Genomic DNA, 21,962 nt, shown 5'->3' on the forward strand with positions numbered 1-21,962 from the left:
AAGCTATCCGAAAAAATCGGATAGCTTATTTCATCTTAAGAAACTTGTTCTACATTCGTTTCTCTATGCTGTATATGACTCGTGATCCAAGCAATTCCACCGGCAACAACGAGATAACATAACAATATTAAAATTTGCATTTGTAATTGCGACCAATCTCCTAAAGAGATAACATCTTGTAATCCTCTAAGAGAATGAGACATTGGGAGAAACTGTCCAATTTTGCTAAGAACAGCTATGTTTAATTCTCCTGGGAAAGTACCTCCGCTCGTCGCTAATTGCAGGACAAGAAGGGTTACCGCTAAGAACTTTCCAACAAGACCAAATACTGTTACTAACATAAGAATAAATGTCATGAACGTAAAGGAAATAACAATACTTGATAAAACAAAGAGTGGCACACTTGCGACTTCTAATTTCATAACACCTAGCACAACTACATCTACGAGTAGCGCTTGAATAAGTCCAATTAAATATACCAATCCTAGTTTATTAATAAAATGTACCGTTCCGCTTACCTTCATATTTTGTCTGCGGCCAAGAGGTAAAATATTCGATGCCATAATTCCGCCAACATAAAATGCAAGTGATAAGAAATATGGCGCAATGCCTGAACCGTAGTTAGGCACGTCAGAAACTGTTGACTTCACTAACTGAACTGGCTCTGAGAACATCGTATTACGTGCATCATCATTACGAACATCCGCTATCTTCTCTGCGCCCTCTCCCAATTTCGTAGAAAGTTCTTTCGCACCATCATCAAGTTTAACAAGTCCATTTGTTAATTTACCAGCACCGTTATTCAGCTCCGTTCCACCACTCGCAAGCTGATTTACACCTTCTTGCAATGATGTAAACCCATTTCCCCACTTCGTAAATCCATCAGCCAAATTCGATGCACCATCTGCTACCTTTTTCGTTCCAGCAGTAGCTTCATTTAACTTAACTCCGAATGTATTCATGCCTTCTTCAATCTTATGTTGACCGTCAGCAATCTTCTTCGCACCTTGTGTCAATTGTTGTTGGCTATTATTTAAAGTATTTGTTGCTTTAGCTAGTCCATCAGACGTAGCAACAATTTTTTGAAAAGCGGGATCTTGCTGCACTTCTGGATGATTTTTCACGTACTCTTCTAATTGTTGTTTTATACTATTAGCTGCACCATCCGCTTTTACTTGGCCTTCAGCAAGCTTCTCACTTCCGCTCACCCATTCATTTGTACCAGCACTTAATTCACTAACCCCTGATTGTAACGTTTTTTCACCTTGTGCTAATAACTCCATACCGCTATGAAGTGAAGTTGCTCCTTGACTTAGCTCATTCGCTCCGTCAGTTAAGGCTGATTTGCTAGAAGCAAGTTTTTCACTTCCCTCTTTCACTTTTGATGTCCCGTCACTTAAACGATGAATACCATCTGCAAGCTGATTTGCCCCATTTCTTGCATCTGTCGTTCCTTCATGTAACTTCCCAGCACCATTACTTGCATCACTCAACCCTTGTGCTAAGTCTTGAAACTTTGAAAACACACCTTCTGTATAAGATTTCGTAATACTATTTGAAATTTTTGTTTTCATATTTTCAACAGCTGTCGTTCCAATTTGCGCTGCTACAAAGTTTTTACCCGGATTTACTTTGTACTGCAATTGTGCTGGTTCTGGTTTCTCATCCATAAGTGTACTTACCTTTTTAGAGAAATCAGCTGGAATCGTAACAACCATATAGTACTTATCTTCTTTTAGCCCTTCATCAGCATTTTTTTCTGATACGAAATGAAAAGCCAGTTCTTTATTCTCCTTTAAATTTTTTACAAAATCGTCTCCTGCATGAATTGTTTTCTCATCCATCGCAGCACCTTTATCTAAATTCACAACCGCAACAGGTAATTTATCTAATTTTCCGTACGGATCCCAATATCCGGCTAAAAAGAATCCTGAATAAATTAACGGAACGATTAATAAAAAAATTAAAGCGATACGTCCATGTTTATGGTGCCACATCGCTTTCCAATCTTTAAATACAAGTTGAATTCCCTTCATGAAACATACTCCTTCTCCGAATTTAACACCATTAGAATGGTTTAACAGATTTACTATACACGTCACTTTCCATACTGTATAATACATCTTTAATTATTAATTCATTCTTTTTGGTCTATAGAAAGGAGACTCGAAATGGAACTGCTCCAGTTAAAATACTTTCAGACAGTGGCACGACTAGAACATATGACAAAGGCAGCTGAAGAATTGCATATCGCACAACCTTCACTCAGCAAAACAATCGCTAGACTCGAAAAGGATTTAGGCGTCCCTTTATTTGATCGCCAAGGTCGACAGATTACTTTAAATTCTTTCGGAAAAGTATTTTTGAAACGAGTAGAGCGTATTTTTCATGAATTAAGCGAAGGGGAACGAGAAATTAAAGATTTAGCCGAATTACAACAAAGCTCTATTACACTAGCCGTTTCTATTCCGAGAATATTGCCAGAACTACTTGGCTCTTTTTTACTAGAACATCCTAACGTTCGGTTCCAACAATTTCTGGCATCCACTCCTTCTATGAAACGACAACTAGATAATATAGAAATTGACTTTTGTATCTCCTCTGTGCCAATTGAAGGAGAAGAAATTGTTTGGGAACCACTTATTACAGAAGAAATTTTCTTAGTCGTCCCTTCAGGCCATCGTTTATCAGGCCGAGAAAATATCCACCTCCATGAAGTAAAGGACGAACCGTTCATTAGTATGAACACTGGCTATGGATTTCGGCACTTAACAGATGAATTTTGTAAAGAAGCTGGTTTCACTCCGCATATTGCTTTTGAAGTCGATGAACCGACCGTAATTAGCGACCTCATTAAGCAAGGTCTCGGCATCGCTTTTGTTCCAAGTTTAACTTTATTAAAAAACTCTACTTTAGCATCAAGCAAGTTGCGTATTATTGAACCCACTTGTCAGCGAACCATCGGATTAAGTTGGTCAAAAAAACGCTACTTATCAAAAACAGCTCAGCAATTCCGTGAATTCGTGATTGACTACTTCTCTAATATTAGGACATAAAATTATATGAACAAATAAAAGGTGCCAACCTCATATGGTGGCACCTTTTATTGTTCACTCTTTTTTAATTCCATTTCAGCTAAAAGCGGCAATACGTTATCAAAAATATGCGTATTATTATTTTCACCTGTTACATATCCACCGTAATATCTACTAAATACATTGTCATTTCGGAATGTGGCCATATGATCATACAATTCCTTCGCAAACTTTGTATCACCTGTTTGTAGTACGTACAAAATCGTTAGTCCGTACGCGGCCGGCGATTCATAATTCACAGTTTGTTTTCCCGTTTCTAAATTGTAACGACCGTATAGCTTTCCATCCTCCTGGAACTTCTTCTTTATAAATTCCAAATAAGCGGCTGATGAAAGACCACCTAAACTTCGATGATATGCAACGTATGATTGGTCAATAAGATTCACTTCTTTATCGTACGTAAATGTACCATCTTCTTTATACTCTTTTGGGAATGCCCAGCCATGCCTTGGATAATCAGCTAAAAATTGAACGACTTCCTGATATTGCTGAGCAGAAACTTTGCCGTACTTCTTCATATAGGAGAATGCACGCGGATTTATGTATGATGTTGTTACAAAATTATTTTGTTTTCCTGCATCTGCATCATAATAATCAACATAATAATTATCTTTTTTATTATAACGAAGTACAGCATCACTTAATTGATCGGCAAGGTTTTTATAACGCTCTTCCTTATACATTTCATAAGCACGATATAATTGTTCTATAATACGAAGATCATCTATAAGTGCATTTGTAGCTGACTGCCTCTCTCCCTTTTCAGAGAGTTTCCATAAAACGATATGATTCTTATATATGAAATTATCTTGAATAACCTTTACTTGCTCATCAAATAACGCCTGATCATCTTTATCAAGTGTATACTGTAACCATAATCCCGCCGATTCTGATAAAGCTTCGCGTCCCTTAGCTTCACCCGTACCTGCCTTAGTATCTACTAAACGATACGTGGCAAGTGTTCCATTGTCATTCACCATATGTCTTAAAATAAAATTTTCTGTACGGTTTCCTTGTAAAGCTGACCAAAATACAATTCCACCTAAAGCGATTAAGAAGATAACTCCAATCCCTATATATAAACGTTTCCGCAATCTTTTCACCTCCCTAGTAAGGCTAACCTTAATTTTATCAGAACATACATAAATTTAAAAAAGACAATCTATTAGATTGTCTCCCGCATTTCTATCCCCCGCAAACCTCTTTAGAAGGTTTATATAGCGATTGTACAAGTCGATCATATTCACGACGTGTAATTTCTTTATTATATAGCTTCAATAATAAATCTCTATGCTCTTTTGAAAATGCCATCTTTTTAATGACTTCAGGATACATAAAACACCCTCTCCATTTCACATAAACTTCTTGATTCCGAAAAACAGAACTTATGTTCGCATAAAAGATTATAAAAGATTCCTGAGCAAAAAACAAACAAAACATGACCAACTATTTATTTCTTTCTATTCAAAATATTACAACATTATATTATCATATTCACTTTTTAAATACATATATATTTTTGGTAGTTTTTTTGAATAAATCTTCCAATTCAATCAGAAAATAATGGCAAAAAAGAAGAGGAGTTTACATATGGATACGGTAACATTAGCAAGAGCATTTTTTGGTTCTTCATTAGCATTCCACATTATCTTTGCAACACTTGGTGTCGGTCTTTCATTGATGATTTTTATAAGCGAAATACTCTATCACTGGAAGAAAGACTCCGACTATGCCATTATGGCGAAAAGATGGACAAAGGCGTTTGCTATTCTTCTCGGTGTAGCAATTCCAACTGGAACAATTGTTGGTGTGCAAATCTCACTTCTTTGGCCTGGTTTCGCCAAAATTGTTGGGCAAGTTATTTCTGTTCCCTTCCAAATTGAGATTTTCGCCTTCTTTTTGGAGGCTTTATTCATGTCGATTTACGTATATGCAGCTGATAAACTTCCTCCATTTATGAGATTAATCTCGCTATTTTTCGTCATGCTTGGTGCCACGGCATCCGCCGTGCTCATTACATCAGCAAATACATGGATGAATACACCAGCAGGCTTTTCAATGAATCCAGATGGATCTGTTTTTAACGTTGATCCGTGGAAAGCTTTCTTTAATCCAAGTTTTGGCACAAGTGCATTCCATGTTGTTATTACGGCTTATGCAACTGGTGCGGCTGTCATTGCTTCTATCGCTGGATTTAAATTATTGAAGAAAAATTTAAGTACACGTGAAATTGCTTATCATAAAAAAGGGCTACTATTAGGGCTTGTCGTTACATTTATTACAGGCGCTACGATGTGGCTTTCAGGACATGAATCAGCGATCGCCTTACATAAACACTCACCTGAAAAACTTGCATCTGCTGAAGCTTTATTTGAAACGACATCACACGCACCGCTATCCATTGGCGGAGTTGTGGATCCCAATACACTTGAACTAAACTATGCACTTGAAATTCCCAACATGCTTAGCTTATTAGTGGGATTAGACCCTAGCACTGTCGTAAAAGGTCTAAAGGAATTTCCCCAAGAAACATGGCCACCATTTTATACACATACACTATTCAACTTAATGGTCGGCACCGCTGCGTTTACCTTTGCAGTTGCAGCAATTGCGCTCTTATATTGGTACTTCGTTTACCGAAAAAAGGGAACAGAACTACCGAAGTGGCTACTTTGGGGGGCTGCCGCATGCGGACCAATTATGATGCTCGGTATTGAATTCGGATGGATTTTCAGTTGTAGCGGTCGTCAACCATGGACAATTTATGGTATGCAACGTACCGTCGATGCATCTACACGCGCCGATTTCGTCGGTCCTTTATTTGTTTTGTTCATCATTTTATATATTGGACTCGCTATTTTAACAGTCATTGTTCTACGGACATTCTTTAGAAGACATCCATTAAAGAATGATTTACAACACCAAGGAGGCGATTCTCATGCATGAGGAAAGTATTGCAATCATCATCTTATGGGCCCTTATTTTCGTATACAGTATACTAGGGTCCATCGATTTTGGAGCTGGTTTTTGGGGCATGGTATACGCAAAACATCCGACGCTCGCTGCTAAACTTGCGAATCGGTACTTATCACCAACTTGGGAGGTAACAAATACGTTTCTCGTCTTCGTCGTTGTCGCATTTCTCGGCTTCTTTCCGAAAGCGGCCTTTACTCTTGCGACAGTAATGTTCGTACCAGTTATGTTAATTTTAGTGCTCGTTGCAGTACGTAGTACGTTTATGGTATTTGCTTACTCCTTGCCAAAATATCAGTACCTTCTTCGGGTTATTTCAGGTATTACTGGTCTCTTAATTCCAGCACTATTAATTACCGTTTTACCCGTTACAGAGGGAGCCTATATTACAATGTCTGAAGGAAAAGAAGTACTTCTGTATGGAAAACTTCTTTCTAGCCCGGTTATCTACTGTTATATGCTTTTCGGACTAACGTCTGAACTATTTCTCTCCTCTCTCTTTCTTGCTGATTTTGCGAGAGAACAAAGTTCAGAAGATACGTATAGAATTTATAGAAGAAATGCTATCATTCTTGGTCCTGCAACGCTCGTTACAGCAATCATCGCCCTCGTTGTAATGGACCCAGAAACACATTGGCTTATGCAAGGATTAATAAAGCAATTCCCGTGGTTTACAGTTTCTATTGTTTTATTCGTTATCGGATACTCGTCCCTTTGGTGGACAAACAAAAAATACAATACACTAGGATACCCTCGCATTGCCGTTTTAGCTGTCGTCGCTCAATATGCATTTGCAAGCTACGCTTACGGCGTCGCGCATTTACCGTATATTATTTATCCTGACGTAACTGTATTTACAAGCTTCACAACGACAGAAACGTTCTATGCACTGCTCATTCTATACGCAATTGGGATTGCAATTTTATTACCAGGATTTATTTTCTTCTGGAATTTATTCTTGAAGGATCGTACTTTTTTGAAGGAAAAATAATATAGTCTTGGAGTCTGTCCCAAAAGGCATTTTGGAATAGACTCCTTTTGTCATGTTTTGTCGATAAGTCGATATATTTTAAAAATCGCTGATATATTTTGAGTTGCGCCGATATATCTCCATAATCGCTGATATATTTTAAGTTGCGCCGATATATTTCAATAATCGCTGATATATTTTAAGTTGCGCCGATATACCTCCATAATCGCTGATATATTTTAAGTTGCGCCGATATATTTCAATAATCGCTGATATATTTTAAGTTGCGTCAATATATCTCCATAATTGCCCATATAAATTTCATTTACTATTTTACTGCCCCAATAATTTATAGACTCCTATCACAATAGTTATTTCACTACGAGTGACACTTGTCCTTTAGCTTGAAAAACACATATTCGGTTCATCTCGTTATACGTCTAGTTCTTCTTATTTTTTGCTGAATATACTACCAATATAAACTTGAGACAAGCTACATCTGTTCAAGGGAAAATAGAAAGGTAGGCAAAATATGAGCATTGAAATATGGATTACTATTATTGTATTCTTCTTAACGATGATTGTTATCTTTTGGCGGCCTCGCGGTTTAAATGAGGCGTGGCCAGCAGCAATTGGTGCTGGCATTATCCTAATTACTGGACTTGTGTCAAAACCAGACGTCATAGATATTGTTAGTAAAATAGGAGGGGCCTCCATAACAATATTAGCGACCATCGTCATGGCAGTTATATTAGAAAGCTTCGGCTTCTTCCATTGGTCCGCAGCGAAACTGGCAAATCTAGCGAAGGGTTCTGGACGCCGTCTATACTGGTATATTCAATTATTATGTTTTCTTATGACTCTTTTATTTAATAACGACGGTAGTATTTTAATTACAACTCCCATTTTAATTCTTCTTCTAAAAAACCTTCAATTAAAACCACATCAACAAATTCCTTATTTATTAAGTGGCGCTTTAATCGCTACTGCATCTAGTGCACCAATTGGTGTAAGTAATATCGTAAACTTAATTGCATTAAATATCGTTAATATGACTCTTTATATGCATACTGCTATGATGTTTGTACCTGCAACATTAGGCTTATTATTTATGTCATGGCTCATGTATACAGTTTTGAAGAAAAAACTTCCGAAAAAATTACCTGTTTCTTCATATGATATTGAAGAAATTTTCTTCACGAAAAACTTCCATCCACTAAAAGGAAATAATTCTGTTGATACGAAACAAAAACGGACAAGATTCATGTTAAAAGTATTAGGTTTCGTCTTCCTGATGCGCTGTCTTCTATTCGTTGCATCCTTCTTATCCATCCCAATTGAAATCGTTGCAGTACTTGGTTCACTTGTTCTTCTCATTTGGAGATGGTACTACTTACGAACAAACCCTGTCGACATTTTGAAAAAGACACCGTGGCACATTTTAATTTTCGCCTTCTCTATGTACGTCATTATTTACGGACTCCACAACGCAGGATTAACAGCAGCGCTTGTTCAATGGCTTGAACCAGTTGTAAGTCAACATTTACTTTATGCTAGCTTTGCAATGGGTGGACTCGTTTCTCTCCTCTCCAATGTCTTCAATAATCACCCTGCACTTATGATTGGTACCATTACGTTAACAGAAATGGGGTTAGATCCAGTCACATTAAAAACTATCTATCTCGCAAATATCATTGGTAGTGACATCGGTTCACTATTACTACCAATCGGTACGCTAGCTTCCCTCATTTGGATGTATATCCTGAAACAAAACAAAATTAAAGTAAAATGGAAAGACTATTTAAGTGTATCCCTTATCGTTATCCCACTTACAACAGTCGTCACATTATTCCTCTTATTCTATTGGGTACATCTCTTCTTCGCCTTATAAACAATAGAAGCCCCATTTACTACCGTCTTAGCAAATGGGGCTTCTTCTATAATAAAGTTAGGTACTACAGTGTGATCAATCAAGTAAAGAGGTGTAACATATTATTGATATAAATGACTACCAGCTTCTTTAAATTCTTCTGCTTTCTCTTTCATTCCTTTTTCAATTGCTTCTGTCGTTTCTAAATCATTTTCTTTTGCATACTCACGAATATCATGCGAAATTCTCATACTACAAAACTTCGGTCCACACATTGAACAGAAGTGAGCTGTCTTTGCCCCTTCTGCAGGCAACGTTTCATCGTGATATTCCATCGCACGTTCAGGATCTAAAGATAAATTAAATTGATCGCGCCAACGGAATTCGAAACGTGCTTTTGAAAGTGCATCATCACGCTGATGAGCCGTTTTATGTCCTTTCGCAAGATCAGCCGCATGCGCTGCAATTTTATACGTAATAACACCCGTGCGTACATCATCTTTGTTTGGCAAACCTAAATGTTCTTTCGGCGTTACATAACAAAGCATCGCTGTTCCAAACCAGCCAATCATCGCAGCTCCAATTGCCGATGTAATATGGTCATAACCTGGTGCAATATCTGTCGTTAGTGGCCCAAGTGTATAAAACGGCGCGCCCTGACAAATATCAAGCTCTTTCTCCATATTCTCTTTAATTAAGTGCATCGGTACGTGTCCAGGTCCTTCGATCATAACTTGCACATCATGTTTCCAAGCAATTTTCGTTAATTCACCAAGTGTTTCAAGCTCAGAGAATTGTGCTTCGTCATTTGCATCTGCAATCGATCCTGGACGTAATCCATCTCCAAGAGAGAACGAAACATCGTACTGCTTCATAATTTCACAAATCTCTTCAAAATGAGTATATAGGAAGTTTTCTTTATGATGGAATAAACACCACTGCGCCATAATCGAACCACCACGCGAAACGATACCTGTCGTACGCTTTGCAGTAATTGGAATGTAACGAAGCAATACACCAGCGTGAATCGTAAAGTAATCAACGCCTTGCTCCGCTTGCTCAATTAACGTATCACGATATACTTCCCACGTTAAATCTTCTGCAATTCCGTTTACTTTTTCCAGCGCTTGATAAATCGGTACAGTTCCAACTGGTACAGGCGCGTTACGAATAATCCACTCACGCGTCGTATGAATATTTTTACCTGTAGATAAATCCATAATCGTATCTGCACCCCAGCGCGTAGCCCACGTCATCTTCTCTACTTCTTCTGCAATCGAAGAAGATACAGCTGAGTTTCCGATATTCGCGTTTACCTTCACATGGAAATTACGCCCGATGATCATCGGTTCAGCTTCTGGATGATTAATATTCGCTGGTAAAATAGCGCGGCCTTCTGCGATTTCCTTACGAACAAACTCCGGCTCTACCCCTTCACGAATCGCAACATATTCCATCTCAGAAGTAATAATGCCATTACGTGCATAGTGCATTTGCGTAACGTTTGCACCTTGCTTTGCTCTAAGTGGCTGGCGATCCATTTGCGGGAAAACAGGTGTATGTTTCGAAGCCACTTTCACACCGTCATCCTCTGGTTTCACTTCACGCCCTTCGTATGCTTCTACATCACCACGCCCCATAATCCAAGAGTGGCGCGGCGTTGGAATCCCCTTTTCTAACTCCACTTTATACTCAGGATCCGTATAAGGGCCGCTCGTATCATACACACGAATTGGCGGATTTGGAACGCCATTCGTTTCGCTTTGTTCAATCTCACGCATCGGTACTTTCATGCCTTCTCGTGGCCCATCCACATATACTTTCTTACTCCCTGGTAAACTCGATTTCAATTCAATTTGCTCAGCTGAAACAGATTGTTTCATAATTTTTGTTGCCCCCCTGTACGTGACAAGGACGAGATATGGCCAGCGTATGCCAAAATAAAAAGAGCCAGGTCCATAAAAAAATAAGGACCTGGCTCATAAAAGACATCATTATGTAAAGCCGTTAACTTCCCTACGCTGGTACGAGCCAGATCAGGTCCAAAGGGTTAAGAAGTTCACGCGCTTCTCTCTCAGCCTACGCATACGTTAGGCACCCCTAGTTTATCACTGATTTAATTTTCAATACTTTCCCATCATACACCATAATCTGAAAAATTCAAAGCTTATTTCTTTTGCTCTTTACGGAATCATCCAAGTTAAATAATACGCCTGCACATAAGTCATAATACCAACAATAATTACGAAGAACAAACTATGCTTCACTGTAAAACGGAACAAATCCGATTCTTTTCCAGCAAGACCAACCGCTGCACAAGCGATCGCAATCGACTGCGGGGAAATCATTTTACCTGTTACACCGCCTGTTGTATTTGCTGCAACGAGAAGCACTTCAGATACGCCGACTTGCTGCGCTGTAATGGCTTGTAAATTTGAGAACAGTGCATTCGCAGACGTATCAGACCCTGTTAGGAATACGCCAATCCAGCCTAAGAATGGTGAGAAGAACGGGAATAGTCCGCCAGTTCCAGCTAATGCTAACGCTAACGTGGAAGATAGACCAGAATAGTTTGCGATAAATGCAAACCCTAGTACGAATCCGATAGATAGAATTGGCATTTTTAATTCGCTTAACGTTTCTTTAAATGTCACTACTGCATCTTTTACATTCATTTTCAAAATAAACATGGAAATGATACAAGCAATTAAAATCGCTGTTCCGGTTGCCGATAATACATCAAACTTCAGAATTGCCTCGTAAGGCGTTGGTTTATTTACAATTGGCTCTGCTTTCATTACTAGATTATGCAGACCTGGAATTTCAAACTTAAATACAAGACTTTCTAAAGCCCCTCCTGGAGTGAATAATGCCTTAAAGAAACTTTGGCTCCAAATGACTACCATAACCGTTAATACGATAAATGGGGACCATGCCTTCACTACTTTTCCAAACGTTAATTTCGGCATCGATGCCGCTGTCGTTGTTGCTGCTACTTCACTATTTGCTTGCCCAGATTGATAAATTTCTTTCGGCTGCCAAACTTTTAAGAACAGCGCTAAACTAATTAAACTTACAAGTGCCGATGTAATATCCGGAAGTTCTGGTCCTAAAAATGTCGCTGTAATGAACTGCGTAATCGCAAATGAACTACCCGCTACAAATAACGCAGGCCACGTTTGTCGTATCCCCTTAAATCCATCCATTAAAAATACGATAAAGAATGGCACAAATAATGATAGGAACGGTAATTGATGCCCAGCCATTTGTCCAATTTTATGTGGATCAATACCTGTTACTTGTCCAGCAACTGTAATCGGAATTCCCATCGCTCCGAACGCCACTGGTGCAGTATTTGCAATCAAACAAAGACCTGCTGCGTATAAAGGATTTAACCCAAGCCCCGCAAGAAGTGCTGCTGTAATCGCTACTGGTGCCCCAAATCCTGCCGCTCCTTCTAAAAATGCTCCAAATGAAAATCCAATTAAAATAACGAGTAGACGATGATCGCTCGTAATCGATAATACCGATGCACGAATCACATCGAATTGACCTGTTTTCACAGAAATTTTATATAAAAATACCGACATAATGATAATCCAAGCAATTGGCCATAATCCGTATAAGAAACCATATCCGGTCGCTGCCATTGCCATCGTGAACGGCATTTTATAAGCGAATAACGCTACTAAAACTGTAAGTACAACTGTAATAAATCCTGCCACATACCCTTTCATGCGGAAAACTGCTAAAGCTAAGAAAAAAAAGATAATCGGAATAAGTGCTACCGCTGCCGAAATCCAAATGTTTCCGAATGGATCATAAACTTGTGTCCATGTGTTCATTGTTCTCTCCCCCTAAAGAATCCCCTTTTAAATAGAATAACCTCATCAATAGACTATCAGGTCATCATACCTTTAAGTCTAAAATAAAAAAACGTTTAAGAAAACGTTTTCAACAACTTTCATTTATACTGTACCATAACAATTTCCATTAAAAAAGATTTTTTTGAAAATTTTATCATTTAACGAAAAAATCTTACAAAATCGTCATGTTCCTGTAATGTTCATCGATAGAAAGCTTGCAAAATTTATTGCATAATAATAGTATAACAACGGACATTATTTATGAGGTGATATATATGAATGGAAACAAAATATTAGCTGCTTTATCGTACTTTAGTGTACTATTTGCCCCTATCTTATTCCCAATTATCGTTTGGATTGTGGGGGACGCTGAAACAAAGCCACATGCAAAACGTGCTCTATAGACACACATCATTCCAAGTATTGCTACATTTATCGGCGTAGCCATTTTAGGAATTATGGGCATGGGATCTGACCAAGCAGATGTAACACTTGGAATTGGATCAATGATTGTCTTAGCTATTTGCGGAATCATCAGCTTATACTACTTCATCTGGAACATTGTAAAAGGAATTAAAGTGCTGAAAGCTTAATTTTAAACAAACGTTTGTTTAAAAAAGGACCCTTGCAATTTGCAAGGGTCCTTTTCCTAATTCGTTCACTTTATCTTCTGCGTTTCTTCTTTTTTCTCATCATTTTCTTTCGGCGCGTATTCACTTTATCCGCTATAATGTGAAGCGTACTTGCCACAACAATTCCCATTAAGAACGTTACAATTTCAACCTCATGTTTCTTCGCAATTTCTATTAAATTACCATCCAGTGCGATTACATTTAATAGAAATAAAAATGGAGAAAAGACGATTAACATGTACGCAATACGAATCACATCACCAAGTATAATCGTATGCGTAAAGAAAGATCGATGCGGCATTACTTTTTTATAAGGATACCAAAATATACGTAAGAAACCCCATTTGTTATAAGCATTACTGTACGTATCTAAATCTGGTGTTAAAAATGAAGTACCTACTAAAAAACCAATTGCAAAAGTTAATAAAAAATCAAAATTTGTTAATCCATACGAAAAGAGAAAAAACAAAACAACCGGAAGGGATATTAAGTTTATTTTCGTATGCGTTCTTCCTGATGGCATAATGCACTTCCTCGCTTACGTTCGTCCTGTCACCTTATGACAGGTTTCACCTATTGACCTAATTTCTGATCGATAAATGTTGTGTCTATATCCGAACCAAACCATTCTGCCAACTTCACTCGTGCCTTATCTTTCACATCTTCATTGACGTATAACGACACCTGTATTAGTGCGGCCGTTAACGCCCCTAAATCATCCGTATAGCCAATTCCAGCAATGAAATCTGGAATCGCATCAATCGGTGCAATAAAATAAGCAAGTGCTCCAATTACAATAATTTTCACTCGTTTTGGAACATCGGGTCTTTGCAAAACGTAAAACAGTAATAAACTTGCATAAATGACCGACTGCCCAGCTTGCTTTGCAACATGTTTTACTTTCTTCCAAAACGCTTCAACTGAAAATTTTTGTTTCATGTAAAAAGCCTCCCTATTTTTAAAAAGAAATAAGCTACAATATGTTATCAGTAAAAGTTCATGGAAATTACACAAAACCTATCAATGAACTTTTATTGTAACAAACAAACTAAAAAAGAACAAGTGTTCGTTAATTTTTACACGATTTCCTTCATATAATAGATTTCTAGATAACCCTTACCCATCTTCGTTTCTTATTTCTCAACAAAGAAAATTTTCACTTCTACTTAACATTCTGCTCTACCTTTGTTATATTTTCTAGTTGACGGACATATAAACGAATGTTAAAGTTTTCTCTGGTAGTGACAAATCTTATACAAAAAATGTAAAATGTTATAGTGTTTCTCAGAAATGAATTTTGTTGTATAATACAGAAATGACGTTATGCTTATGAGCAACAAAAGAAACCAAAAGGGTATGCATAGTTATAGTCGTATATGGGTGAATATAGAACCTTTAATTATGGCCAAGAAAACTATGTATTTTTTATTTTAGCATTTTTCGCTCCAAAATCGACCAAGCCTGATAGAGAAAGGGTGGAAATGAATGAAAGAAACCTTGAAATCACAATTTCAAAATGTGCGTTTCACTGTATTCGTAGCTTTAGCCTTATGGCTAAAAACTTACCTTATTACACGCACAAGCTTTGACTTAAAACTTGAATCTTTCATGCAAGAATTCATTTTATTCCTTAGCCCATTAGCAGCATCATTACTGCTTGTTGGTCTTGCATTATTTGCAAAAGGGAAAAAACGTAACTATATAGCACTTGGAATTAATTTTGTCTTAACAATCGTTCTTGTTGGTAACGTAATGTTCTACGGATTCTACAATGACTTCGTTACATTACCGGTGCTAGGACAAACATCTAACTTCGGAAGTTTAGGTTCTAGTGTGAAAGAATTATTTAACTACAAAATTATCCTTGCATTTGCAGACATTATCGTTTTCTTCGTTCTATTAAAGAAAATGAAGAACTTTGCACCTACAGAGCGTGTAGCACGCCCGATGCGTTCTCTATACTTCGTATCAACAGTTGCTATTTTCTTCGCAAACTTAGGACTTGCAGAAGCTGAACGCCCAGAACTATTAACACGTTCATTCGACCGCGTTATGCTTGTTAAAAACTTAGGATTATATGTACACCAAGTATACGATCTTGGCTTACAAGCAAAATCAAGTTCACAAAAAGCGTTCGCTGACGGTAGTAAATTACAAGAAACAGAAAACTACGTAAAAACAACACAAAGTAAACCAGATCCAAATATGTTCGGTACTGCAAAAGGGAAAAACGTAATTGTTGTCTCTCTTGAGTCATTACAAACATTCTTAATTGGTGCAACAGTTAACGGACAAGAAGTTACACCATTCTTAAACCAATTTACGAAAGAAAGTTATTACTTTGATAACTTCTTCCATCAAACTGGTCAAGGTAAAACATCTGATGCTGAATTCCTAGTAGATACTTCGTTATATCCACTAGACCGCGGTGCTGTATTCTTCACACACGGTAACAATGAATATACAGCAACTCCAGAAATTTTACGTCAGCAAGGGTATCACACGTCGGTATTCCACGCAAACAACGCAACATTCTGGAACCGTAACATTATGTATCCAGCACTTGGTTATGATCGTTACTACAACGAACTTGACTACAAGATTACACCAGAAACAAAATTAAACTGGGGATTAAAAGATATCGAGTACTTCGATCAATCTATTGATATGTTAAAACAAGTGAAGCAACCATTCTATACTCGCTTCCTTACTTTAACGAATCATTACCCATTCACTTACGATGACAGTACAAAATTAATCGACGAATACAATTCTGGTGATGGAGTATTTGACCGTTACATGGTAACTGCTCGTTACTTAGACGAAGCAATGAAACACTTTATTGAGCGTCTAAAAGCAGAAGGTATTTACGACAACTCAGTAATCGTATTCTACGGTGACCACTACGGTATTTCTGAAAACCATAACCGTGCAATGGCACAGTTCTTAGGAAAAGAAGAAATCACTGCATTTGACCATATGAACTTACAAAAAACACCGATGTTTATTCACGTTCCAGGTCAAAAAGAAGGTAAAACAATTTCGAAACCAACTGGTGAAATTGACATTAAACCAACTATTCTAAACTTACTTGGTGTAGATTCTACAAATGACGTTCGATTCGGTCATGATGTATTCTCACCTGATAATAAAGGATTCGTTGTTCTTCGTGACGGTAGCTTCGTTACAGATAAATACATGTACACAAACAGTACATTCTATGACCGTGCTACTGGCGAAGTTGTACAATTACCGAAAGAAGAATCTCAACCACTAATTGATCGCGCCCAAAATGAATTGAACATGTCTGATAAAATCATTGAAGGTGACTTACTTCGCTTCTCTGAAAGTAATAAGATCAAAACTGGTGAAGTAAAAACAGTTATTAAAGAAGAAAAGAAGAGTGCTGAGTAATCTCAGCCTCTTTTTTATTTTCTTCCATACAACTACTTATATTCATTAACTTTAAAATTACATAACCTTTACCAAATATTCACATAGTGTTAATGAAGAATCTCTATAATAAAATATGTAAACGAGGTTCTACATATTTCTTATCTCTCATCTTTCGTAAGATCCCTTAAAGAAGTGTGTAAATCTTTTGTTTCTACTTTCTTATAATTGTCTTTCAACATGTTTTGTTTCCATACACAAAACATTCAACGAGACAATGTCCCTATGAAAGATAGCTACCCTCCTTGTGCAGCATTCCATAAGAATGTTGCTTTTTTTTATTTAAAAGCAGGATTCTCATTCTTATTTTCGAATTTGTATATACAAAATGCTGTAAAGTGAAACTTTAATCAGCCCTCACCAATCGGGCAGCTACGGGCAGTTATTCGCCCAATTCACTTCTTTGCTCCACCCGAATTTTTAAGTAGGAGTTTTACTGCCCGTTAATGCGGGGTAAAACATCCTTACTTCTCTATGATTTACAAATACATATACGGTCATATGTAGAGAATTGCTTACATAAAAATTACTATAGTGATTTTTATCTCGCATGAATGAAAGTTTCACATTACTTACGTACTTACGAAAGGATGGGACGGAAATTGGCATACGAAAAATTTGTACTTTGGAATGATGAAGTTATTGATACAACAAAACAACAAACGTACATAGAACTTGAAGAGAGAGGTTCGCAGTTCGGAGATGGTGTCTACGAGGTTATTCGCCTATATAAAGGGAACTTTCACTTATTAGATCCGCACATAACGAGATTATATCGATCCATGGAAGAAGTAGAATTATCGCTCCCTTTCTCAAAAGCTGAGCTCATCACTTTACTTTACAAATTAATTGAACGAAACCATTTCCACGAAGATGGCACAATTTATTTGCAAGTATCTCGTGGTGTACAAGCTCGCACACATGTATTTTCATATGACACCCCTCCGACAATTTATGCCTATATTACAAAAAAAGAAAGACCAGCCTTATGGATTGAATATGGTATACGCGCTATATCAGAACCCGATACTCGATGGCTACGCTGTGACATTAAATCATTAAATTTATTACCAAACGTACTAGCTGCTACGAAAGCTGAACGGAAAGGCTGTAAAGAGGCACTTCTCGTAAGGAATGGTATTGTAACGGAAGGAAGCCATTCCAACTTCTTTTTAATTAAAAATGGAACTCTTTACACACATCCAGCCAATCACCTTATTTTAAATGGCATTATTCGTCAATATGTCCTTTCTTTAGCGAATACTCTTCACATTCCTGTACAGGAAGAACTTTTCAGCGTTCGTGACGTTTATCAAGCAGATGAATGCTTTTTTACAGGCACAACAATTGAAATTTTACCAATGACCCACCTTGATGGAACCGCGATTCAAGATGGGCAAGTTGGACCTATCACCAAAAAACTGCAAAAATCTTTTAATAAAATCTTGTTACAATCCAATATGTCATCTTCTTAAACACGAATAATTTCTGTCCTTTTATATTCAATATATGCATTTAAATGGAAATCAAGGTGTAAATTTATACCTTGATTTTTTCTTGTAATCTTTTTGTCATATTCAGATTCCCACATAAGCCTTGACAGTAATCGACATGCTCTTTAGAATTTTTAACAGTTGGTAAATATTTCTTCACTACATTACAGACAGAAAGGAATCGACAAATTATGAAAAAGTATCTTGCCGGTCTTGCGGCAGTGTCTGTAGCAGGAGGAGCAGCACCTACACTTGATAGTGTTCAAGCTGCACCTGAACAAAATACACAAAAAGCTGCTACAACTGTCCAAGCTTCTGCGTCAAACAACTCATCTTATACGGTAAACGCGAGCGTCTTACATGTTCGTGCGGGATCAAGCACTTCTCACGACATCATCTCACGCGTTTATAACGGTCAATCACTAAACGTGATTGGCGAAGAAAATGGTTGGTTCAAAATTAACATTAACGGAAAAACAGGCTTTGTTAGTGGCGAATTTGTATCAAAAAGTGGAGCAGCAAACAACAATGTAAGCACAGGTGGAAACAATAAAGTTACCGCTGATGTATTACGTGTACGTACAGCTCCTAACACTTCTAGTTCTGTTTCTGGACGTGTATATGCAGGACAAACATTAAACGTAATTGGACAAGAAAATGGTTGGGTGAAAATTAACCATAATGGACAAGTAGGTTATGTAAGTGGCGAATTCGTATCTGGCGTTTCTTCTAATGGGGGTTCTTCAAACAACAATACGAATAATAACAACCAAGAAGTAAAACCAGCAAGCGGAAACTATACAGTAAATGTATCTTCCCTTCGCGTTCGTACAGGTCCTAGCACTTCTCACACAACTGTAGGTTCTGTCAAAAAAGGACAAGTAGTACAAGTTGTCGGCGAAGTTCAAGATTGGTTCAAAATCAATTACGCAGGACAAACTGCTTATATAAGCAAAGACTACGTAACAAAAGGCGGTTCTAACGAAAACGTTACAGAAGGCAACAAACAAGAGCAAAACAATAATGGAACTATTCAAACTGGCGGTTCTTACGTAGTTAACGCTACATCTTTACGTGTTCGTACAGGCCCTGCCGCTTACCATAGTGTAATTGGTGGCGTTTTAAACGGTACAACATTAAACGTAGTTGGATCTGAAAACGGTTGGTTTAAAGTAAATTACCAAGGAAAAACAGGCTTTGTTAGCAGCGAATTTGTAAAATTCGTTAAAGGTGGCACTACTACTCCTGAGCAACCAAAACAACCTGAAAAACCTAACCAAGGTGCGATTGGTGACTACTACATTAATGCTTCTGCACTAAATGTACGTAGCGGCGAAGGTACAAATTATAGAATCATAGGCGCACTTCCACAAGGTCAGAAGGTTCAAGTAATCTCTGAAAACTCTGGATGGAGCAAAATTAACTACAACGGTCAAACTGGTTATATCGGAACACGTTACCTATCTAAAACACCAGTTGGAGGCGCAGTAGATAATAAGCCTAACAATAACCAAAATAACAATCAAAACAATAACAACAACAACAACAACAACAATAATAATACAGGTAATAATAGCGGCGACAGTTCTTCCGTACTTGCATACGCAAAATCAATGCAAGGTGTACCATACGTTTGGGGCGGAACTTCTGCTAACGGTGTTGACTGCAGTGGTTACATCTACCACGTATTTAAGAAATTTGGTCATAACATTAGCCGCCAAAGTGTTGCAGGATATTGGAGTAGCCTACCAAAAACTTCAAGTCCACAACCTGGTGACTTAATTTATTTCCAAAACACTTATAAATCTGGTCCTTCTCACATGGGTATCTACCTTGGGGGCGGATCATTTATCCAAGCTGGAGATAAAGGTGTAGCAATCGCTTCATTAAGTAACTCTTATTGGAAGAGCCACTTCTTAGGATACACGAAAGCACCTTAATTAATAGTTTCAAAGCCTTCTAGTTTACTAGAAGGCTTTTTTGCTATGAGTTCAACATATTACTCCCTTTCTCCTACCTTCTCTCTACAAAAATAATGTATCCATTCTTCCATTTCATACACTTTATTCTGCAAAAACAATGCATAACGTTATCATAATGTATATATTCCCATAAAAAACATAACCTATTTCATGTCTATTTATTTCATATGTGTTTTTTTGAAGAATTTTCTTTTTATTTAAACTTTTCATTAGACGTTTGACCTCCGATGTCCATTATGATAAGTTACTTAAGATGTTATATTCGTAAACGTATAGACAACTGGTTTATACACTGTTTTTACTATGAGGAAGGAGCATACACTGCATGAATCTTTTATGGGGAATTGGCGGCGTGATTGGAGTATTAGCAATTGCATTCTTACTATCTTCCAACCGCAAAGCTATTAATTGGCGCACAATTTTAATCGCGCTAGCATTACAAATGTCATTTTCATTTATCGTATTACGATGGGATGCTGGTAAAGCAGGTTTAAAACACGCTGCTGACGGTGTTCAAGGATTAATTAATTTTTCTTACGAGGGAATTAAGTTCGTTGCTGGGGATTTAGTCAACGCAAAAGGACCTTGGGGATTTGTATTCTTTATTCAAGCACTACTTCCAATCGTATTTATTAGTTCATTAGTAGCAATCTTATATCATTTTGGTATTATGCAGAAATTTGTTAGCGTTGTTGGTGGTGCATTAAGTAAACTTCTTGGAACTTCTAAAGCAGAAAGCTTAAACTCAGTAACGACTGTATTTTTAGGACAAACTGAAGCTCCAATCTTAATTAAACCTTACTTAGCACGCTTAACAAATAGTGAATTCTTCACTATTATGGTAAGCGGTATGACAGCTGTTGCTGGATCTGTTCTTGTCGGCTATGCAGCAATGGGTATTCCGTTAGAGCACTTATTAGCAGCTGCAATAATGGCAGCTCCATCAAGCTTATTAATTGCGAAACTCATTATGCCAGAGACAGAAAAAGTAGATAATAACGTTGAACTTTCTACAGAACGTGAAGACGCAAACGTTATCGATGCAGCTGCACGCGGTGCATCTGAAGGTATGCAACTTGTTATTAACGTAGCAGCAATGTTAATGGCTTTCATCGCATTAATCGCTTTATTAAATGGATTATTAGGATGGGTTGGTTCTCTGTTCGATATTAAACTTAGCCTTGATTTAATCTTCGGTTACTTATTATCACCATTTGCAATCTTAATCGGGGTTTCTCCTGGTGAAGCTGTACAAGCAGCAAGCTTTATCGGTCAAAAACTTGCAATCAACGAATTCGTTGCATACGCAAACTTAGGACCACACATGGCAGAGTTCTCTGACAAAACAAATCTAATTTTAACATTTGCAATCTGTGGATTCGCAAACTTCTCTTCTATCGCAATTCAATTAGGTGTAACAGGAACGTTAGCTCCTACTCGCCGTAAACAAATTGCACAATTAGGGATTAAAGCAGTTATCGCTGGTACATTAGCGAACTTCTTAAATGCAGCAGTTGCAGGTATGATGTTCCTATAAACTTATATAGAGTCTTCTCTTTCTACAAGAGGAGACTTTTTTCATGCAATCCAAGCGTCTTTTATGCATCTATTAATCACTTTATGCCAAA

General features: G+C 37.5%; 15 protein-coding genes, 1 pseudogene and 1 riboswitch. Of the genes and pseudogenes, 9 read left to right on the top strand and 7 right to left on the bottom strand.

The genetic code is table 11. The features are described from left to right. Positions 1–35 precede the first annotated feature (35 nt). Positions 36–2,036, bottom strand: a complete 2,001-nt coding sequence (locus DN401_RS15085) for a YhgE/Pip domain-containing protein (RefSeq protein ID WP_000676365.1) — start codon at positions 2,034–2,036, stop codon at positions 36–38. Positions 2,037–2,171: 135 nt separating this feature from the next. Here DN401_RS15085 and DN401_RS15090 point away from each other — a divergent pair, with 135 nt between their 5' ends. Beyond that, positions 2,172–3,056, top strand: coding sequence for a LysR family transcriptional regulator (locus DN401_RS15090; RefSeq protein WP_000421926.1), 885 nt, complete (start codon positions 2,172–2,174; stop codon positions 3,054–3,056). A 47-nt stretch (positions 3,057–3,103) separates the two neighbouring features. Here DN401_RS15090 and DN401_RS15095 read toward each other — a convergent pair whose 3' ends face one another. Next, the gene (locus tag DN401_RS15095) at positions 3,104–4,189 is read right to left on the bottom strand and encodes a hypothetical protein (RefSeq protein WP_001231662.1); all 1,086 of its coding nucleotides are present in this window, start codon (positions 4,187–4,189) and stop codon (positions 3,104–3,106) included. Between the two features lie 91 nt (positions 4,190–4,280). Then, positions 4,281–4,430, bottom strand: a complete 150-nt coding sequence (locus tag DN401_RS29840; protein ID WP_000283180.1) for a hypothetical protein — start codon at positions 4,428–4,430, stop codon at positions 4,281–4,283. Positions 4,431–4,685: 255 nt separating this feature from the next. On the opposite strand from DN401_RS29840, the gene cydA reads away from it, so the two are divergent. The 3 genes from cydA (at position 4,686) to DN401_RS15110 (ending at position 8,929) form a co-directional block, all read left to right on the top strand. After that, positions 4,686–6,041: a cytochrome ubiquinol oxidase subunit I gene (gene cydA, locus DN401_RS15100; RefSeq protein ID WP_000381978.1), complete on the top strand. Its 1,356-nt coding sequence runs from the start codon at positions 4,686–4,688 to the stop codon at positions 6,039–6,041. Further along, the gene (locus DN401_RS15105) at positions 6,034–7,059 is read left to right on the top strand and encodes a cytochrome d ubiquinol oxidase subunit II (protein WP_000544187.1); all 1,026 of its coding nucleotides are present in this window, start codon (positions 6,034–6,036) and stop codon (positions 7,057–7,059) included. The genes cydA and DN401_RS15105 overlap by 8 nt, the downstream gene beginning before the upstream one ends. A gap of 511 nt (positions 7,060–7,570) precedes the next feature. Further along, positions 7,571–8,929 (top strand): arsenic transporter, encoded by a 1,359-nt coding sequence (locus tag DN401_RS15110; protein ID WP_149287827.1) that lies wholly within the window; start codon positions 7,571–7,573, stop codon positions 8,927–8,929. A 101-nt stretch (positions 8,930–9,030) separates the two neighbouring features. Here the strand turns inward: DN401_RS15110 and thiC are convergent, their stop codons facing one another. Both thiC and lldP read right to left on the bottom strand, forming a co-directional pair. Further along, positions 9,031–10,791, bottom strand: coding sequence for a phosphomethylpyrimidine synthase ThiC (thiC, locus tag DN401_RS15115; protein WP_000814485.1), 1,761 nt, complete (start codon positions 10,789–10,791; stop codon positions 9,031–9,033). A 113-nt stretch (positions 10,792–10,904) separates the two neighbouring features. Beyond that, positions 10,905–11,020, bottom strand: a riboswitch (TPP riboswitch). Between the two features lie 71 nt (positions 11,021–11,091). Then, positions 11,092–12,753 (bottom strand): L-lactate permease, encoded by a 1,662-nt coding sequence (gene lldP, locus DN401_RS15120; protein WP_071740933.1) that lies wholly within the window; start codon positions 12,751–12,753, stop codon positions 11,092–11,094. A 296-nt stretch (positions 12,754–13,049) separates the two neighbouring features. On the opposite strand from lldP, the pseudogene DN401_RS15125 reads away from it, so the two are divergent. Further along, positions 13,050–13,367 (top strand): annotated as a pseudogene (locus DN401_RS15125) (magnetosome magnetite crystal formation protein family). 70 nt (positions 13,368–13,437) lie between these two features. Here the strand turns inward: DN401_RS15125 and DN401_RS15130 are convergent. Both DN401_RS15130 and DN401_RS15135 read right to left on the bottom strand, forming a co-directional pair. Further along, on the bottom strand, positions 13,438–13,929 hold the full coding sequence (locus tag DN401_RS15130) for a metal-binding protein (RefSeq protein WP_001139056.1): 492 nt from the start codon (positions 13,927–13,929) through the stop codon (positions 13,438–13,440). Between the two features lie 50 nt (positions 13,930–13,979). Continuing rightward, positions 13,980–14,345, bottom strand: coding sequence for a YkvA family protein (locus DN401_RS15135; RefSeq protein WP_000810369.1), 366 nt, complete (start codon positions 14,343–14,345; stop codon positions 13,980–13,982). 546 nt (positions 14,346–14,891) lie between these two features. On the opposite strand from DN401_RS15135, the gene DN401_RS15145 reads away from it, so the two are divergent. The 4 genes from DN401_RS15145 to DN401_RS15160 all read left to right on the top strand — a co-directional run bounded on the left by DN401_RS15145 (position 14,892) and on the right by DN401_RS15160 (position 21,871). Next, entirely contained in the window at positions 14,892–16,820 is a 1,929-nt protein-coding gene (locus tag DN401_RS15145; RefSeq protein ID WP_000665358.1) for an LTA synthase family protein, read from the top strand. A gap of 629 nt (positions 16,821–17,449) precedes the next feature. Then, positions 17,450–18,334 carry a D-amino-acid transaminase gene (locus DN401_RS15150; protein ID WP_078186980.1) on the top strand — a complete coding sequence of 295 codons (885 nt, stop codon included), beginning with the start codon at positions 17,450–17,452 and terminating at the stop codon, positions 18,332–18,334. A gap of 209 nt (positions 18,335–18,543) precedes the next feature. Then, a complete protein-coding gene (locus DN401_RS15155) occupies positions 18,544–20,292 on the top strand; it encodes a C40 family peptidase (protein WP_149287828.1) in 1,749 nt (582 codons plus the stop codon). A 367-nt stretch (positions 20,293–20,659) separates the two neighbouring features. Continuing rightward, complete coding sequence (locus DN401_RS15160; protein ID WP_001051019.1) at positions 20,660–21,871, top strand: NupC/NupG family nucleoside CNT transporter; 1,212 nt, start codon at positions 20,660–20,662, stop codon at positions 21,869–21,871. Positions 21,872–21,962 lie beyond the last annotated feature (91 nt).

The sequence above is a fragment of the Bacillus sp. BF2-3 genome, assembly GCF_008368795.1.
Lineage (GTDB): Bacteria > Bacillota > Bacilli > Bacillales > Bacillaceae_G > Bacillus_A > Bacillus_A cereus.

Excerpts from the sequence above, each read along its gene's own strand:
- DN401_RS15085 (WP_000676365.1), bottom strand. The coding sequence starts at position 2,036 with ATGAAGGGAATTCAACTTGTATTTAAAGATTGGAAAGCGATGTGGCAC.
- DN401_RS15090 (WP_000421926.1), top strand. The coding sequence starts at position 2,172 with ATGGAACTGCTCCAGTTAAAATACTTTCAGACAGTGGCACGACTAGAA.
- DN401_RS29840 (WP_000283180.1), bottom strand. The coding sequence starts at position 4,430 with ATGTATCCTGAAGTCATTAAAAAGATGGCATTTTCAAAAGAGCATAGA.
- cydA (WP_000381978.1), top strand. The coding sequence starts at position 4,686 with ATGGATACGGTAACATTAGCAAGAGCATTTTTTGGTTCTTCATTAGCA.
- DN401_RS15105 (WP_000544187.1), top strand. The coding sequence starts at position 6,034 with ATGCATGAGGAAAGTATTGCAATCATCATCTTATGGGCCCTTATTTTC.
- DN401_RS15110 (WP_149287827.1), top strand. The coding sequence starts at position 7,571 with ATGAGCATTGAAATATGGATTACTATTATTGTATTCTTCTTAACGATG.
- thiC (WP_000814485.1), bottom strand. The coding sequence starts at position 10,791 with ATGAAACAATCTGTTTCAGCTGAGCAAATTGAATTGAAATCGAGTTTA.
- lldP (WP_071740933.1), bottom strand. The coding sequence starts at position 12,753 with ATGAACACATGGACACAAGTTTATGATCCATTCGGAAACATTTGGATT.
- DN401_RS15130 (WP_001139056.1), bottom strand. The coding sequence starts at position 13,929 with ATGCCATCAGGAAGAACGCATACGAAAATAAACTTAATATCCCTTCCG.
- DN401_RS15135 (WP_000810369.1), bottom strand. The coding sequence starts at position 14,345 with ATGAAACAAAAATTTTCAGTTGAAGCGTTTTGGAAGAAAGTAAAACAT.
- DN401_RS15145 (WP_000665358.1), top strand. The coding sequence starts at position 14,892 with ATGAAAGAAACCTTGAAATCACAATTTCAAAATGTGCGTTTCACTGTA.
- DN401_RS15150 (WP_078186980.1), top strand. The coding sequence starts at position 17,450 with ATGGGACGGAAATTGGCATACGAAAAATTTGTACTTTGGAATGATGAA.
- DN401_RS15155 (WP_149287828.1), top strand. The coding sequence starts at position 18,544 with ATGAAAAAGTATCTTGCCGGTCTTGCGGCAGTGTCTGTAGCAGGAGGA.
- DN401_RS15160 (WP_001051019.1), top strand. The coding sequence starts at position 20,660 with ATGAATCTTTTATGGGGAATTGGCGGCGTGATTGGAGTATTAGCAATT.